Here is a 15,067-nt window from a genome sequence, read left to right as displayed (position 1 = left end):
TCTCCTTCGGAGGTTGAGAGGTTAATGATATTGTTAGCAACGGCTTTGATTATATCACTAGCTAAACAACAGAAAACTACGCGGAATTTTTTTTAAGAAGTTTTATATGGATAGGTACAATTTTCAGTAATTGTACGGAAGTTGAAACTATTTTGTATTTTTATGTTTATACATTGATTTATCTGCACTTCCGATAACGCTCGAAATGTCTGCACCGCGGGTAAATGGAGCCAACCCATATGCAAAACTGATTTTAAACGATTGATCTTCGACTTTGAAATGGATCTTTTCAAAATAAGCAAGAAGTTTTTCCATTTTTTTTTTGATTTGTGTTGAATTGACAGATGAATCAAAAATGACAATAAATTCATCACCTCCATAGCGTACAACCCGTCCACCGGTCTCTTTAAGTTTAACGGTAAGATGAATGAGTACTTTGTCTCCGATAATATGTCCGTACGTGTCATTGATCTCTTTAAATTTATTCAGATCGATAAGGACGATTGTACCATTTTCACGCAAAGTGAGGTGGTTGTGATCTAAAACGGTGTCTTCAAACCATTTACGATTATAACTTTTGGTAAGACCGTCTTCATATACGATTTTCTGAAGTTCTTGAATCTCTTTCTGAAGTTTTTTTGTTTCAGATAAAACAGTCGCTAAAATCACTTTATTTTCGGTCTCTATGGCTTTAATGGCCTGATCGGCACAGTCGGCGAGAGTAATAACATGGCGAACGATCTTTTCATCAAGCATTTCGCGTGTCAATAGCTCATCGGGTTTGAGCTCAACATCACGAGAATGTGCCGCTTCTTGGTAGAGCTTTCCGTATAAGGCTGGAAATACGATTTTGATATCTTTTATTGTTTCTTTGACTTCACCGGTAATTTCTATATGTTCTTGGTGCAAATTTTTCATCTTTTCTCATTAACCTGTATATAGTCAAGCCACTTACGACTATTATACTGTGTTTCAGAGTGTTTGAATTTTTTAAATACTGAATAATACAGACTAAGCATTAAATTTAAATAATAAATTTCATATTAGATATCTTTATAATTTAAAAGCAATGATTGAATTTCTGTGGACGGCATAGGTTTGTAATAGTAGTACCCTTGTATCGAATCAATGTTGTTTTCTCGCAGAAACGAGAATTCATCATCGGTTTCAACCCCTTCAGCAAGCGCTTGCATACTTAGTCCTTTTGCAAGAGCGATGATGGTTTTGACAATAGTTTGGTTTTTCGGTTCCATAGTGATATTCCGGATAAAGGAGATATCGATTTTGAGTTTGTCGATGGGGAGATTTTTCAGATAAGAGAGGGACGAATACCCCGTACCGAAATCATCTATAGATATATGAAATCCTTTTGCTTTGATAATCTCTAAAAGGGCTATCATTTTTTCAGGATGTTCGAGAATAGAACTCTCAGTGATTTCCAGCTCAATGAATGTAGGACTGCATTCTGTCTCTTGGATAATACGATCGAGAGTCATGAGGAAATCGATATGATTGAGCTGACGTGCTGAAACATTGATAGCAAGACGACCTCGCAACAATCCTTCCTTTGACCATTGTGCAGCAATTAGACACCCTTTCATCAGAACAAATTCACCTAATTGGAGAATTAATCCGCTCTCTTCGGCTATAGGTATAAAAACTGCAGGTGAAATCATCTCTTCTGGTGTAGACCATCGTATGAGGGCTTCTATGCCGATAATATTTCCAGAACGCACATCAACTTGAGGCTGGAAATAGAGTTCCAGTTCGTTGTTTTGCAATGCTTTTTTTAGATGTGTGGCGAGGGTGGTGCGATAGAGTGCTTTTTCAGTAAACACGGTGTCGTAGAAACTATAGGTATTTCTTCCCATATTTTTTGCATTGTACATGGCTGCATCGGCTTTTTGTAGGAGCTCTTCGGCATTGGTGGCATCTTTTGGATACATTGCGATACCGATACTGGCAGTGATATATACATCTATCTCTTCGATGTGAAAAGGATTATTGAGTATATCGATGAGGTTGGACATCGTGTTATGGATGATATTTTTATCTTGATGACATGATAAGAGGATGACGAATTCATCTCCTCCGGTACGGGCGATAAAGGTGTCGGATGGAAAAAGTCCTTGCAATAAGTGGGTGATGCGAATCAAAAGTTCATCCCCGAATCGATGACCGTAGGAATCATTTACCTCTTTGAAACCATCGAGATCAAGGAATAATAGTGCAAACGGAGGCGATTCGGGACTGTATGTTTTGAATAGAAGTTTTTCGATCAAACTAGGGCGATTAGGGAGCTCGGTAAGTGGATCATGATGTGCCATATAGTCGAAATGTTCTTTGGCATCGATGATGGCTTGTTCATATTGTTTGGCTGCCGTGATATTGCGATAGATTCCGAAGATTCCGAACAGCTCACCGTTTGCAGTGGTAAGAAGCCCTTTTGTAACCCAATTGATTTGTGTAGTACCATTAGGCATGAGCATCGTTTCTTCATGTTCAATAAAAGATTTTTTTTCCAGTAGCTCATCATCGAGCTTATTAATCATCTGCGCAGTTTCCGGAGGGAAAATTTCATCTGCTGTTTTTCCAAGGACATCTTTAATTGGGAGTCCTGAAAGTAGTCCTGCTGCTTCGTTGAGTATTATATATCGTCTATCCAGCCCTTTTATGGCAATGGCATCAGAGGAACTATCGATGAGGGAATTTAAAAGAGCGTTTTTCTGTTCCAAACGGGTTTGGGAAGCTTTGAATTCCGTTATATCACGAGAAATTCCGAAAAGTCCGAATGTCTTTCCGTTTTCAGCGATTAATGGTCCTTTCGTAACCCAAAAGCTTTTTTCTATTCCACCGGAGGTTATCAAATCTTCTTCATGATTATGTATCGCCCCGCCTATGAGTGTTAATCGGTCCATTTCTTTGATTTTTTGTGCTGCTTCCGGAGAAAAAAGGAGTTCATCCGTTTTTCCAATGACTTTTTCAGGTGCAATATTGACCAGCTCTCCGGCACCAGTGTTGAACAAAATGTATCTGCCTTCCATGTCTTTTGCATATATGGCATCAGGCGATCCGTTGACAATCGTACTTAGAAGGGCGTCTTGTTGTGCAAGCAGCTCATGAGCGGCTATTTGCTCATTGATACGTCGTGTATATTGGATAAATCCTTTATGTAATAATCGATAGATTAAAATGAAGAGAAATAAGGTAGTAGCGGCAATGAAAAACCACCCTTTATAATTTTGAAGAAGTGTGAGTTTATGAGGGTTGTCCGATGAGAGTAGTTCTACGACACTATCCGAAAAATAGATCCATACAAGTCCGAAAACAAGGTAATAAACAGAGATTTTCAAAGCACTTTTTAGACTTTGCAAATCTTTTAACTGCATCTTTGTCCCTTTTTTGTCTCAAATAATGGATTATTATACCATAGAGAAAAGATAGTTTTTGCATATGACATTTAGAGATTAGACAAGACTTTTATCCACTTTTTGTGAAAGCAGTATTTGTATGATCATAATCTATAAAAGGCAGCATCTAGAACACTCTATGCAGTTGCTTTTTTAATCAACTAAGAAGGATTATCATATGGAACACCACGTTGTTATCGAAAAATTGTGCAGTTGTGCAAAAAAAGAGGGATTATCCCAGATTGCTACCTTTGAAGGTAAAGATGCTGCATTTGAAGCGGCAGAAATACAACTTGCTCACATGAACGGAAACTTTTGTGGCAAACATACGTTTCAATTGGTCGAAGTGAATGACAATTTTGTCATTGGTATGGTCGGCGGCGGTTGCGGCTGCAAACATTAGTTTGAACGTTAAAGGAATACAATTTCTTTGGCGACGTTTGCCGCTATGGCACTGAAGCTTGCCTCATTCGAGGCAGAATTATGGAAGGAATCATTATGGAACATCATGTTGTAGTAGAAAAATTGTGCAAATGTGCAATTCGAAAAAAAATGCCTCAAATTAAAACATTGGACGATAAAGAAAATGCGATGCGGATAGCTCGTGCATGGGCGCAGGAGATGAATGAAAGCTTTTGCGGCCAGCATGCATTCGGTGTTGTAGAAGTGGATGATAACTATGTAATCACTGTCGGAGAGGGAAGTTACTAACTCTCTTGAAGAACTAATACGTAACGGTTACAAATCGATAACATTACAGTAATAGATTTGTAATTCGGACTCCCTATTATTTTTGGTTTAATGAAAACACCAAAAAAAGGGATTCCCATGCATTTACGGACTTATTCTCTTGCTGCAGCGATGGCTGTTTTAGGCGTATCGCTATTTGTCGGATGTGGCAGTGACTCATCCAACACGAGTGTTCAAACGGGGACATTTGTTGACAGCCCTGTTAAAGGACTCTATTATGTCAGTGGTTCTACTAACGGAACGACGGATGACAATGGTACGTTCAAATATGAATCAGGTAAAACGGTTAAATTCTATCTTGGACAAAACGGTGCTCTATTAGGTGAAACAAACGGTTCTACCCTCGTAACTCCACTTGATTTGAGTGATGATGGAATCGACGGTACTAAAACGTCTAATATCCTTCGAGTACTTCAATCATTGGATAGCGACGGAGATGCTTCAAACGGTATTGATATTAACATAACTAAAGCGGCTAAAGTCAAATCATTTAACTTTAGCGATGATGTAAACGTAACAGCAGGATTGACTGCTGCAGGGGCAACGATCAAAACTGCCGATGAAGCAAGAGAACATTTCCGAGACACATTATCTACGTTGTCGGCTGCAACTCATGTAGCGCTCATCGGAGACCTCCCATACGGAACTTCCCCAACCGACGTCAGTCAGTATAATGCAATGCCTACTTTTATCGCATCAATCAATCAAGACAAACAAGTATCAGCCATATTGCATGCAGGGGATATCCACTCGGGCAAACAATACTGTACTGAAGAATACGATCGAAATATTTCAACACTTTTTGGAACTTACAACAAACCGCTGATTTATACCCCGGGTGACAACGAATGGACGGATTGTCATAAGAAAAAAGAGGGTGGAGGTGCTTATAACAGTACAACGACTCAAATTGATTATGTACTCGATGCCAATAATAATCCGATAGATTATGCCAGCGGCAATCCGGTTGACAATCTAAATCTTATCCGTGCATTGTTTTTTGCCAATCCGGGTACTACATTGGGTACTGCGATGAGCGTGCACTCGCAAGCGGTTGATTATGATCATGCTTATCCTAATGATGCAAACTTTTCGGAAAATGTTTGGTGGGAAAAAGACGGAGTACTGTATGTAGCCGTCAATATTCCCGGCGGTTCCAATGATGATACCGATCCTTGGTACGGTGCACCGTCGATGAGCACACAACAGCAAAATGAAGTTGCACAGCGCAGTGCAGCCGATTTACGCTGGTTGGATGTTGCTTTTGCAAAGGCTAAAGCATCGGGAGATTATGCGATGGTTATTCTTACCCAAGCCGATATGTGGGACACTGACGGTGCCAGTGCTGAACATATCAGCAACTACAAACGATACATTGATAAAATCGCGGCAGGGTCTACGATGTTCGGTAAACCAGTATTGCTCGTTAACGGTGATTCGCATGTATTCCGTTCGGATAATCCACTGAAACCAAATTCACCTTGTTACATCGAGCCGACGCCGGGTGTTGATGCGGTAGCATGTAGTGCTGATAATGCCATTCCCGTACTTGGGACTAATCCTGCCGATCCTTATGAAACACAGCCGAATGGCTATAACGTACCAAATTTCCACCGTATCGTTGTGCATGGAAGTACAAATCCGATGGAATGGATCAAACTGTCCATTTATTCAAAAGCCAATGCCGCACACGGTAAAGATGCTTTTGGACCATTCAGCTGGAAACGTATCAATCAATAGTTGAATATGAAACTGCCCATACTTTGTACTCGGGCAGTTTTAGTCTCTTTAAGATGCTATAACAATACTTGATTCTCTAAAATTACTTATTGTTATATCATCAGTTTCTATAACTGCAAAAAACTGATACTAATGCGAAAATGTTACGAATTTATTACTGTAATGTTATCTTTTTGTAACCGCTACTTCCTACTATTTCGGCGTAATGAAACACCAAAAAGGGGACTCCCATGCATTATCGTAATTATTCTCTTGTGGCGGCGGCAGCAGTTTTAGGCGCATCGCTTTTTGTTGGATGCGGCGGTTCATCTTCTTCAACCACTACGAGTGTTCAAACCGGAACATTTGTCGATAGTCCGGTAAAAGGACTCTATTATGTCAGCGGTGCTACTACCGGGACAACGGATGAGAACGGTACGTTCAAATATGAATCAGGTAAGAATGTCAAATTCTATCTTGGACAAAACGGTGCTCTATTAGGTGAGACAAACGGTTCTACACTTGTAACTCCGCTTGATCTTAGTGATGATGGAATTGATGGTACCAAAACGACCAATATGCTGATGCTTCTTCAATCTTTGGATAATGACGGCAATGCAGCGAACGGTATTGTGATCGATACTACTATGGCCTCAAAAATCAAATCGCTTGATTTATCAGATGATGCGAATGTATCCAACTCTTTGACTGCTGCCGGAGCAACAGTGAAAGCGTCTAATGAGGTTAAATCGCATTTCCGTGAATCTCTGGCGGAACTTTCAACCAAAGGTACTGTTCCAGCAACTGCCACTGTCGTTAGCACGGAGTTTATCGGAATGGATGCTCCGACAACAGCAGATAAAATGGATCACATTTATTCCGAAGCGTATGTTGCAGTCAAATACAGTGACGGAACACGTATTGTTCGTCCTATCGAGTACAAAACACTGATGAATACTACGGATGTTATCGGCGGGACAACGGTCGGAGCGATTTTGGATGTTAACGGTAATCCAATCATGGATACGAGTACAGCAACACCGACTCCGTTTGTTTCAGACACACCGGATGGTCAAAGCGTAATGCAAATCGGAAATACGATCCAAATGGTTTCTCAATTCGAATACGTTACGGCGGATGGAAGCGGAGCAAGCCGATACGGCGTTTTGCCGGCTATGATGAATCTTAGCACATTGACACAAGCCGCTAACGGAGATTTTTCTGTCAGCAATATTTCCAATATCAATACAAGCAGTGTCAGCGGATTATGGATTACCTGTGCAGCGAGTATGACTCCATGGACAACCCATCTGGGAAGTGAAGAGTATGAGCCGAATGCTAAATTGGTTGAACTAGGAACCGGTTCAGGAACCGATACACTTGGCGGACCAAATGCTTATTTTGGAGATACAACGACAGCCAAGGTTTACAACTATGGGTTTATCCACGAAACAACTGTAACGGCTGCAGGTGCAACAACTGTTAAAAAACACTACAGCATGGGACGTTTCTCACATGAGCTTGCACAAGTGATGCCGGATAATAAAACGGTTTATTTCGGAGATGACGGCGATTACACTATGCTCTTTATGTACGTTGCCGATACAGCAGGTGATTTGAGCGCAGGGACTCTTTATGCGGCTAAATGGAATCAAACCAGTGCATCAGATGACCGTGCTGTCAAAGCAAACCTAACATGGATCAAACTGGGTCACGCAACCGATGCGGAAATTAAAACAATTATCGACGGTGGAATCAAATTCAGTGATATTTTCGAAACAGCTGCATCTGCAACAGCCGGATTTACCAAAATCAAAACCTATAAAGGGACGGAATACATAAAACTCGTAGCTGGCAAAGAATTGGCAGCAGCTTTCTTGGAATCTCGTCGTTACGGTGCATTGCTCGGTGCAACCAGCGAGTTTAACAAAATGGAAGGGGTAACACTCAATGCCAAAGACAAAAAAGTCTATATGGCAATTTCCTATATGGAAAAAGGTATGGCAGCAAGCGGATCTGATCCGGTAGATGATATCCATGTTCCGGTTGAAAAAGCGGGTGCAGTTTTTGAACTCTCACTTACTACTGGACAAAAAGACACGCTAAATGCAACGATTGCAAGTGATTATGTTGCAACAGCTATGAATGCTATGCCTGCTTTGACCGGATTGACGATTGCTAAAGATACATTCGGAAATACCGGCGATGTGAATAAAATCGCAAATCCGGACAACCTCAAATACTCAGAAAAAATGCGTACACTCTTTGTCGGTGAAGACAGCGGTTTGCATGTCAACAACTTTGTTTGGGCATACAACGTCGATACGAAAAAACTTTCTCGTATCCTTTCAACGACTGTTGGGGCTGAGGCTACAGGTCTTCAAGCTATCGATAACCTCAATGGACATGGATATGTGATGTCTAGTATTCAACACCCTGGTGATTGGACAACTACCAATGCAACCGTTCAACAAGCTCTCGATAATGTCAACAAGAAAAAAGCGGCCATCGGATACATGAAACTTCCTGCTATCCGCTAAATTACAATGTTCCCTTTCGGGGGGACTCTTTTTTTACCAACAATCCATTGTTGATTTTTGGTCAAAGAAGAGGAAGTAAAGATGAAACAACGGTTTATTATAGGAACATTGAGCGTTATCGCATTGTGTATTGTTGTTGGGTGTCAAAGCGATGCAACATCGGATACGAACACAACCACTACGACTGCGCAAGAAGAAAAAATTACCGAAGCAGAAAAAATCGCACTGGGTAAAGCGATCTTTTTTGACACCAATCTCTCCGATCCTGTAGGACAATCATGTGCATCATGTCATTCGCCTGAGGCGGGATTTGCCAATCCAGATCATACCAATCCTACATCCGAAGGTGCAGTTGTCGGATTATTCGCGGATCGCAACGCTCCTACCATTGCCTATTCTCAGTATTCGCCCGAATTTTATTATGACGGCACGGGATATGTCGGAGGAGAGTTTTTAGACGGGCGTGCGTCAACTCTTGAAATCCAAGCAGGAGGGCCTCCTCTCAACCCGCTCGAAATGCACAATGCCTCAAAAGAGAGCTACAGCAGCAAAATTGCCCAAGCTGCATATGCCGGTGAATTTAAACGGATATACGGGCAAACTATTTTTGCAGATGCCAACAAAACCTATGCGGCTATCGGCGATGCACTGGCAACCTATGAGCGGACGTCCCAACTCTCGGCATTTTCTTCAAAATTTGATGCGTTTCAAAAAGGGGATGCAAATCTAACGGCGCAAGAAAAATTAGGGCTGGATCTTTTTGTCGGGAAAGGAAAATGTTTTGTATGCCATCCTGTTGCAAACGAGGATTTGACGACGGTACCGGCACTTTTTACCGAGTACGATTATGAAAATATCGGTGTTCCGAAAAATCCGAATAATAAATTTTATACGCTTCCAAGCGAGTACAATCCAGACGGAGAAAACTTTATCGATACAGGGTTGGCACGTAATCCTAAAGTAATTGCCGATGGTCGTGTTGCCCAAAGCAGAGGGAAATTTAAAACCCCGACACTCCGTAATGTGGAGTTAACCGGGCCGTATATGCATAACGGCGTATTTACAACCCTAAAACAAGTCGTCTCGTTTTACAATACCCGTGATTCGGATCCTGCGAGATGGGGAGCTCCGGAAGTAGCGGACAATGTCAATAAAGATTTTATTGGTGACCTGAATCTGACGAACGAAGAAGAAGATGCCCTTGTGGCATTTTTGATGACGTTAACAGATGGGTACAGTCATTGATTTAATGAATTTTAATTAATTTATATAGAAGGGCTGAATCGGTAAAATGAGTTTTTATAATTAATAAATAATAATAAGTGTAGAGGGATTTATGGGGATGAAACGCCGCGGTGCCGTATTGTTGATGACACTGCTTCTGATTGCGATTATGAGTGGGGGAATTGCTCTTTTACTTTCTCAAAGCGACCAGTTGCTGCGGCTGTCTGAACGGAGCCGAAGTGATGCTGAAATCAGTAAGATTTCGAGTGATCTCAAGCGACTTCTTCCGGGAATGCTTTCTAAAATCGGCTCTGCTCATGATTTGGAATATGCGATGATTTTGCCGTTATCAAGCCGCTCAACTGATGGTCGATTTACTCTCGAGGCTTCGTTGCATTCACCTCTTGGAAGGTTCAATATTAACAAAGTATGCGATGTGAGCGGTAAACCGATAGAGCCGTATTCCACGCTTCTCTCAGCGATATTCACACACTATCCCATCGCAGCACCGGATACGTTTATTAACATTCTTTACGATACAATTGATACTGATTTAACTGAGCGTCAAGCGGGCAGTGAAGTCGCGGCAGTTTTCCCTGATTTCCATAACGGATCGATTGAAAACTTTACTCAGTTTAGGCAGATTATTGCGCGTTATCTTGCATTGACAAAAGATACTCAGATTCTTGCAATTCCGTGGGAACGCCTTATTGGGTTTGAAGGAGACAAAATAGATTTCAATTACGCTTCACCGGAACTTGTTGCCCTTATCGCACCGGAAATTGATTCTGAAACACTTCATCGTATAACCGATCTTAGAACAGTGCCCTTTGAGAGCAAAGAGCAGGTCATTGCCGCTGCCGCTCAGCTCTCTTCGTTGTATGATTCATGGTTTTTTGTGTACAGTGCAGGGAACTCTTATCCCCTGATCGGAAAGGTAGCCATGGAAATGGATGGTGCGGGAAGCGAATTCGAATTTCATATTGACACACTCAATCGTACCTTTAATCGTTTGGAGATTATTCAATGAACCTTCTCCACTCGATTACTGATCGTTTGATCCGTTCTATACGTTGCTTCGGAAAACGACGCTACGGTTATTTGGACCATTCTAGTTGCCATATTCCTTCCGGAAGCGAAGCATTGGTCCTGATCCTCTCTCCCGACCTTTATCGAATTTGCGTTGTTTCTCTCCCTGTAGCAACTCCTAAAGAAGCGGTTCGATATGCCCCTTCTTATTTTGATTTGAGTGATGAACGGACTCGTTACGGAGCTTATCAGCTTGGGGAAGGGCGATATCTTTTAAGCGCTTTTGATCCGGAACCGATTCGAGTACGACTGGAAGAAGCAGGGGTTGATCCTGTTTCGGTCGAACGTTTCGTCCTTGCTCAAGAAGCCTTTGGAGTGGATATTCTCCCTGTTTCTTTGAAAAATGGTTCAGTCCTGGCATTGAATGATGGGATCGTTGTACGGTTACCCTCGGAGTATATCGGCGAACCGCCCAAATACGATTTAGAGGTATCTCTTCAAAAACTCGCACCGTGTTTGACCGGTTTTAGAGCAGATATGTATAAAGGGGGAGACGTAACAAAAAAAACCCTTACTATAACACTCTCGCTTTCCCTTATTATTCTCCTGAACCTCCTGATACAAGGGGGATATTCTTATCGTGAGGCAGGAAAGATTGCAGATGAGCAAGAACAGATGAAAATCGAAAAAAATCTTCCCGCTACTCAAATGGAGTTGGATGCGCTTGCCTCATCATGGGAGAAAAAAGAATCACAGCAGATGAAATTGCGTAAAATATTTGCCGCATTTTCGACATTGACGTTGGAAAACAACAATACGGTTTTACCGGTTGCCGCTCCTGCTCCTGCTTCAAACGGAATTGTTCTTGTACCCGGTTCCAACCCGGGGGATCGCAATCTTCTGTTGGTTCCGGGTGGTTCAAACACGCTCTCGGGAACAGTGTCCGGTGAGTATGTAACCTCACTTGCCTATGAAAACGGATCCGTACATTTCAAAATTTCCACCCCTTCACCGCAGGATGCGGAGAAAATACGCGATAGTGTGGCAAAAACTCTTAAAACCAATACCGTGACGATCAAAGAGAACACGGTTGAGGGGAGTATTCAATGAAAGCTCAATTTGATCCCGCCACCCTCGTAGTCGGACTCTCTTTTGTCGCTATTACCATTGCCGCCGGATGGATGATGCATGAACATTCTCTTTTGAATGAAGCGGCATTGCAGCGTGATGCAAGTCTTCAAACATCTGAACGGTTGTCATCATTAAAAACACGATGGGGAAATTCACCTGAAATAAAACAAAAGACCGATTTTTTACTTGCCCATCCTGCACTGATTCGTCAGGAAAAAAGACAAAAGAGTCTTTATCTTGAGTTCGGCAATCTCTCCGGCAATGACTTCGACCGAATCGTTTCAACACTGATGAATGCCCCTTTTGTGATTACCAAACTTGTGTTGTCTCGAAATGCTAATGCAGGAACCATCAGTGTGGAGATTGAGCAATGAAAAAAATTCTTTCATTTGGTGCTTTTTTACTGCTGGGAATCATCATCTTTTTGCCGAAAGCAAATATTTACTATTCAGCGGAAGAGGCTCTTGCATCTGCACATTTATATTTGAGCGGAGAGAGTGTGAATGATCGATTTCTTTATCTGGATGTCCGTGATGCGTCTCTTTTACTGGATTCAATGCCGATCGGAACCATCGAACACATCCGCGTTATTCCGTTGATCTTTTTTAATCGTGCAACGATCACGTCATTAAATTTCAGCGGAGAATTCGCCTCATTGTTTCCGGAAGGAATTGAGTATTTGACATTTACCTACAGCTTATTGCACCCGCTGAGTATTGTCATCGAAGGCAAGGGGGGATTCGGTCCCGTTCACGGAGAGATTGATTTGAAAAACGAGCGGCTGGAAGTGATATTTGAGCCTTCTCAAATCATGCGCGCTTACCCGCTTTTACTGGCTAAATTACACAAATCAGATAAAGGACTGGTCTATGAAACCTCTTTTTAACGACCATTCCCTGAGTGTACTAAATCGTATGGCGCTTCCGATCGTTATTGCTTTGAGCGTATCAACGGCACTCTTGCCGTTTTTAAAGGCGACTTCGATTGAACATCCTAGGAGCGAAATGATTCCTTTCTTCGAGCCATACCATCTCGGGCAGCTTTTTGCCCTCCATTTCGACGGCAACGCTGCTGTGATGAAAAAAGTGATACACGATGTTCTCACACCTGTTCCTCACCGTTTAAATGCCGTATATATGGATGGTTCGCACTCTTTTGTCGGAGTGAATGATAATACGGCAACGACGTTCGTCGACAAGGGTGCACTGTATAAAAATCTCTACCGTCTTGTCAGCGTCACACCACAACAGGCTGTATTTAGTGCATACGGTCAGCGTATGGTACTGCGTTTGGGGGAAGAGGGGCATCTCAATCTTAAAGAGTCGGTTACCTCCTATGTTCCGGATGAAACTGCTACTGCAGCTAATTTTGCAATTCCTCGTTCTACGATAGATCGTTATACGGAAAATATGGGTGAGACCTGGAAAAATATTACAATCAACGAAGTGGTTCAACAGGGTAAAATCGTAGGATTCAGAGTTGATGAGATAGCCTTGGGGACACCGTTTGCACTTCTGGGACTTCAAAAAGGGGATATTATCACCGGTGTGGATAATAAACCTCTTGATTCCTATGCAGCCGTTTTCGCGGCATATCAGAACGGAATACACCATTCAGCTATAAAAATTACTGTTTTACGCAATAATCAGCCAAAGGATCTTGAATATGAAATCAGCCGTTAACCTTTTAATCGTTTTTCTTTTTGCACTCACCCCTGTGTACGCTGTCGATACGGTAAAAAATGACAAAGCCAGTATTGCTATTGATGGTATGGAACTGGGTGACTTTATCAAATTGGTAGCGAGACTCAGTCATAAAAATATCTTTGTTACCGAAGATATAGGGGGAAAAATCAGCTATGCCGGAAATCATCCGATTCACCGCGAAGATCTTTTCACTCTTTTACAAACAACACTAGAAGCGCGTGGGATGACAATGATTGATTCGGGTGCCGGATATTATTCGATCGTTAAAAGTGTTGATGCCGCTTCGATGAATGTTCCGTTTATGGCTAAGAGTGATATCCCGCAGTTGCAAACGGAAATACTTCATCTGAAATACGCTATGGCTGAACCAATGGCGCTCAAAGTAAAAAACTACTCCAGCAAGAACGGTAAAGTCGTCCCGTCAAAAGAGTCAAATTCTCTGATTGTTACCGATCTTCCTGCTAATATCAAGACAATGCGCAAGCTGGTAGAAGCGATGGATATTCGAGATGAGACAACGGCAAACTACACCCATCTCATACAGCTCAAAAATGCTGATGCAAAAAATCTCGTCACGACCCTAAGCACCGTTATTGCCAAAATGACCCTTTCTCCGGGGCAACAGCCACCGAGTATCGCCAGTGATGATTCGACGAATTCATTGATTATCATCAGCAGTGACGATTTGTTTAAGACACTATTGCCAACTATTCAGGGACTTGACGGTGAGCGTCAACAAGTTTATGTCAAAGCAAAAATTATTGAAATTAGCGAAACCAAAGCACAGGAAGTGGGATTCAAATACGGGCTCTCCGGCGGATCATTCGGATCAGGCGGGATATTTTCATTCAACTCGACTCTGGGTGACGGGAAAACGGGTGCGATCAATCTGGATTCATTGTTGCTGAAGTCCATCACTATCCCAACACTCAGTTCAGGGATTGCATTGGGTGCCAGTATCTCGTTGCTCAACAGTAATGGCGCGGCAGATATCCTATCAGAACCCTCTATCTTATGTATCGACAATCAAGAATCGTCGATCTATGTAGGTAAAACCGAATCGATCAGTTCAGGAACAACACTGACAGGAACCGGGCTGACACAATCGAGTTATACACGTCAGGATATCGGCTTGACGCTAAAAATCAAACCTCGACTTTCGAATGATAATAAAGTTCTTTTGGCGGTTGAAACCAAGTTAGAAGATATAGATGCCACCAATACCAATCTACAATTGCCGAGTACCACTAAGCGTGAAGTGAAAACGTCCGCCATCGTCAACAACGGAGAGAGTGTAATCATTGGTGGTCTGATCAAAGATAAATACGACAGCAGTAATTCGAAAGTTCCTTTTTTAGGAGATCTACCGATTCTTGGGAATCTTTTTAAAGACAGAGCCACTTCGCATGACAAGATTAACCTTGTTATTATTTTAACCCCTTACATTCTTGATAAAAGTACGGATTTGGCGACACTTCGAACACAGTTGGCTGAATTGGATAAAATCCAACAGCAATATATAGACGATGTGGTAAAAAATGTTAAGGAACAGCACTAA

The 15,067-nt window shown here is 42.0% G+C and carries 13 protein-coding genes; 11 read left to right on the top strand and 2 right to left on the bottom strand.

The window, feature by feature from the left end; genetic code table 11:
• Positions 1-147: 147 nt before the first annotated feature.
• A complete protein-coding gene (locus tag PHP90_RS05080) occupies positions 148-918 on the bottom strand; it encodes a GGDEF domain-containing protein (protein WP_299926263.1) in 771 nt (256 codons plus the stop codon).
• Positions 919-1,043: 125 nt separating this feature from the next.
• Positions 1,044-3,389 carry a bifunctional diguanylate cyclase/phosphodiesterase gene (locus tag PHP90_RS05075; protein ID WP_299926260.1) on the bottom strand — a complete coding sequence of 782 codons (2,346 nt, stop codon included), beginning with the start codon at positions 3,387-3,389 and terminating at the stop codon, positions 1,044-1,046.
• A 199-nt stretch (positions 3,390-3,588) separates the two neighbouring features.
• Here PHP90_RS05075 and PHP90_RS05070 point away from each other — a divergent pair, with 199 nt between their 5' ends.
• The 11 genes from PHP90_RS05070 to PHP90_RS05020 all read left to right on the top strand — a co-directional run bounded on the left by PHP90_RS05070 (position 3,589) and on the right by PHP90_RS05020 (position 15,067).
• On the top strand, positions 3,589-3,813 hold the full coding sequence (locus PHP90_RS05070) for a hypothetical protein (protein WP_299926257.1): 225 nt from the start codon (positions 3,589-3,591) through the stop codon (positions 3,811-3,813).
• Between the two features lie 80 nt (positions 3,814-3,893).
• Positions 3,894-4,121 carry a hypothetical protein gene (locus tag PHP90_RS05065; protein ID WP_299926254.1) on the top strand — a complete coding sequence of 76 codons (228 nt, stop codon included), beginning with the start codon at positions 3,894-3,896 and terminating at the stop codon, positions 4,119-4,121.
• Between the two features lie 117 nt (positions 4,122-4,238).
• Positions 4,239-5,900 carry a metallophosphoesterase gene (locus PHP90_RS05060; protein WP_299926251.1) on the top strand — a complete coding sequence of 554 codons (1,662 nt, stop codon included), beginning with the start codon at positions 4,239-4,241 and terminating at the stop codon, positions 5,898-5,900.
• Positions 5,901-6,130: 230 nt separating this feature from the next.
• On the top strand, positions 6,131-8,419 hold the full coding sequence (locus tag PHP90_RS05055) for an alkaline phosphatase PhoX (protein WP_299926248.1): 2,289 nt from the start codon (positions 6,131-6,133) through the stop codon (positions 8,417-8,419).
• 81 nt (positions 8,420-8,500) lie between these two features.
• Positions 8,501-9,664 (top strand): cytochrome c peroxidase, encoded by a 1,164-nt coding sequence (locus PHP90_RS05050; protein WP_299926245.1) that lies wholly within the window; start codon positions 8,501-8,503, stop codon positions 9,662-9,664.
• A gap of 97 nt (positions 9,665-9,761) precedes the next feature.
• A complete protein-coding gene (locus PHP90_RS05045) occupies positions 9,762-10,673 on the top strand; it encodes a hypothetical protein (protein WP_299926242.1) in 912 nt (303 codons plus the stop codon).
• Complete coding sequence (locus PHP90_RS05040; RefSeq protein ID WP_299926239.1) at positions 10,670-11,782, top strand: hypothetical protein; 1,113 nt, start codon at positions 10,670-10,672, stop codon at positions 11,780-11,782. Before PHP90_RS05045 ends, PHP90_RS05040 begins: the two co-directional genes overlap by 4 nt.
• Positions 11,779-12,177 carry a hypothetical protein gene (locus PHP90_RS05035; protein WP_299926236.1) on the top strand — a complete coding sequence of 133 codons (399 nt, stop codon included), beginning with the start codon at positions 11,779-11,781 and terminating at the stop codon, positions 12,175-12,177. Before PHP90_RS05040 ends, PHP90_RS05035 begins: the two co-directional genes overlap by 4 nt.
• Complete coding sequence (locus PHP90_RS05030) at positions 12,174-12,689, top strand: hypothetical protein (RefSeq protein ID WP_299926233.1); 516 nt, start codon at positions 12,174-12,176, stop codon at positions 12,687-12,689. The genes PHP90_RS05035 and PHP90_RS05030 overlap by 4 nt, the downstream gene beginning before the upstream one ends.
• Entirely contained in the window at positions 12,673-13,485 is an 813-nt protein-coding gene (locus PHP90_RS05025; protein ID WP_299926231.1) for a PDZ domain-containing protein, read from the top strand. The genes PHP90_RS05030 and PHP90_RS05025 overlap by 17 nt, the downstream gene beginning before the upstream one ends.
• Positions 13,469-15,067 (top strand): secretin N-terminal domain-containing protein, encoded by a 1,599-nt coding sequence (locus tag PHP90_RS05020; protein WP_299926228.1) that lies wholly within the window; start codon positions 13,469-13,471, stop codon positions 15,065-15,067. The genes PHP90_RS05025 and PHP90_RS05020 overlap by 17 nt, the downstream gene beginning before the upstream one ends.

This window comes from Sulfuricurvum sp. (genome assembly GCF_028712165.1).
Lineage (GTDB): Bacteria > Campylobacterota > Campylobacteria > Campylobacterales > Sulfurimonadaceae > Sulfuricurvum.
Note: the sequence above shows the minus strand (reverse complement) of the source record. Positions and strands in the feature narration are given on the sequence as shown.

What these genes read in the sequence shown, in the direction of transcription:
- PHP90_RS05070 (WP_299926257.1), top strand. Translation starts at nt 3,589, where the DNA reads ATGGAACACCACGTTGTTATCGAAAAATTGTGCAGTTGTGCAAAAAAA.
- PHP90_RS05035 (WP_299926236.1), top strand. Translation starts at nt 11,779, where the DNA reads ATGAAAGCTCAATTTGATCCCGCCACCCTCGTAGTCGGACTCTCTTTT.
- PHP90_RS05020 (WP_299926228.1), top strand. Translation starts at nt 13,469, where the DNA reads ATGAAATCAGCCGTTAACCTTTTAATCGTTTTTCTTTTTGCACTCACC.
- PHP90_RS05065 (WP_299926254.1), top strand. Translation starts at nt 3,894, where the DNA reads ATGGAAGGAATCATTATGGAACATCATGTTGTAGTAGAAAAATTGTGC.
- PHP90_RS05060 (WP_299926251.1), top strand. Translation starts at nt 4,239, where the DNA reads ATGCATTTACGGACTTATTCTCTTGCTGCAGCGATGGCTGTTTTAGGC.
- PHP90_RS05050 (WP_299926245.1), top strand. Translation starts at nt 8,501, where the DNA reads ATGAAACAACGGTTTATTATAGGAACATTGAGCGTTATCGCATTGTGT.
- PHP90_RS05055 (WP_299926248.1), top strand. Translation starts at nt 6,131, where the DNA reads ATGCATTATCGTAATTATTCTCTTGTGGCGGCGGCAGCAGTTTTAGGC.
- PHP90_RS05030 (WP_299926233.1), top strand. Translation starts at nt 12,174, where the DNA reads ATGAAAAAAATTCTTTCATTTGGTGCTTTTTTACTGCTGGGAATCATC.
- PHP90_RS05075 (WP_299926260.1), bottom strand. Translation starts at nt 3,389, where the DNA reads ATGCAGTTAAAAGATTTGCAAAGTCTAAAAAGTGCTTTGAAAATCTCT.
- PHP90_RS05080 (WP_299926263.1), bottom strand. Translation starts at nt 918, where the DNA reads ATGAAAAATTTGCACCAAGAACATATAGAAATTACCGGTGAAGTCAAA.
- PHP90_RS05025 (WP_299926231.1), top strand. Translation starts at nt 12,673, where the DNA reads ATGAAACCTCTTTTTAACGACCATTCCCTGAGTGTACTAAATCGTATG.
- PHP90_RS05045 (WP_299926242.1), top strand. Translation starts at nt 9,762, where the DNA reads ATGAAACGCCGCGGTGCCGTATTGTTGATGACACTGCTTCTGATTGCG.
- PHP90_RS05040 (WP_299926239.1), top strand. Translation starts at nt 10,670, where the DNA reads ATGAACCTTCTCCACTCGATTACTGATCGTTTGATCCGTTCTATACGT.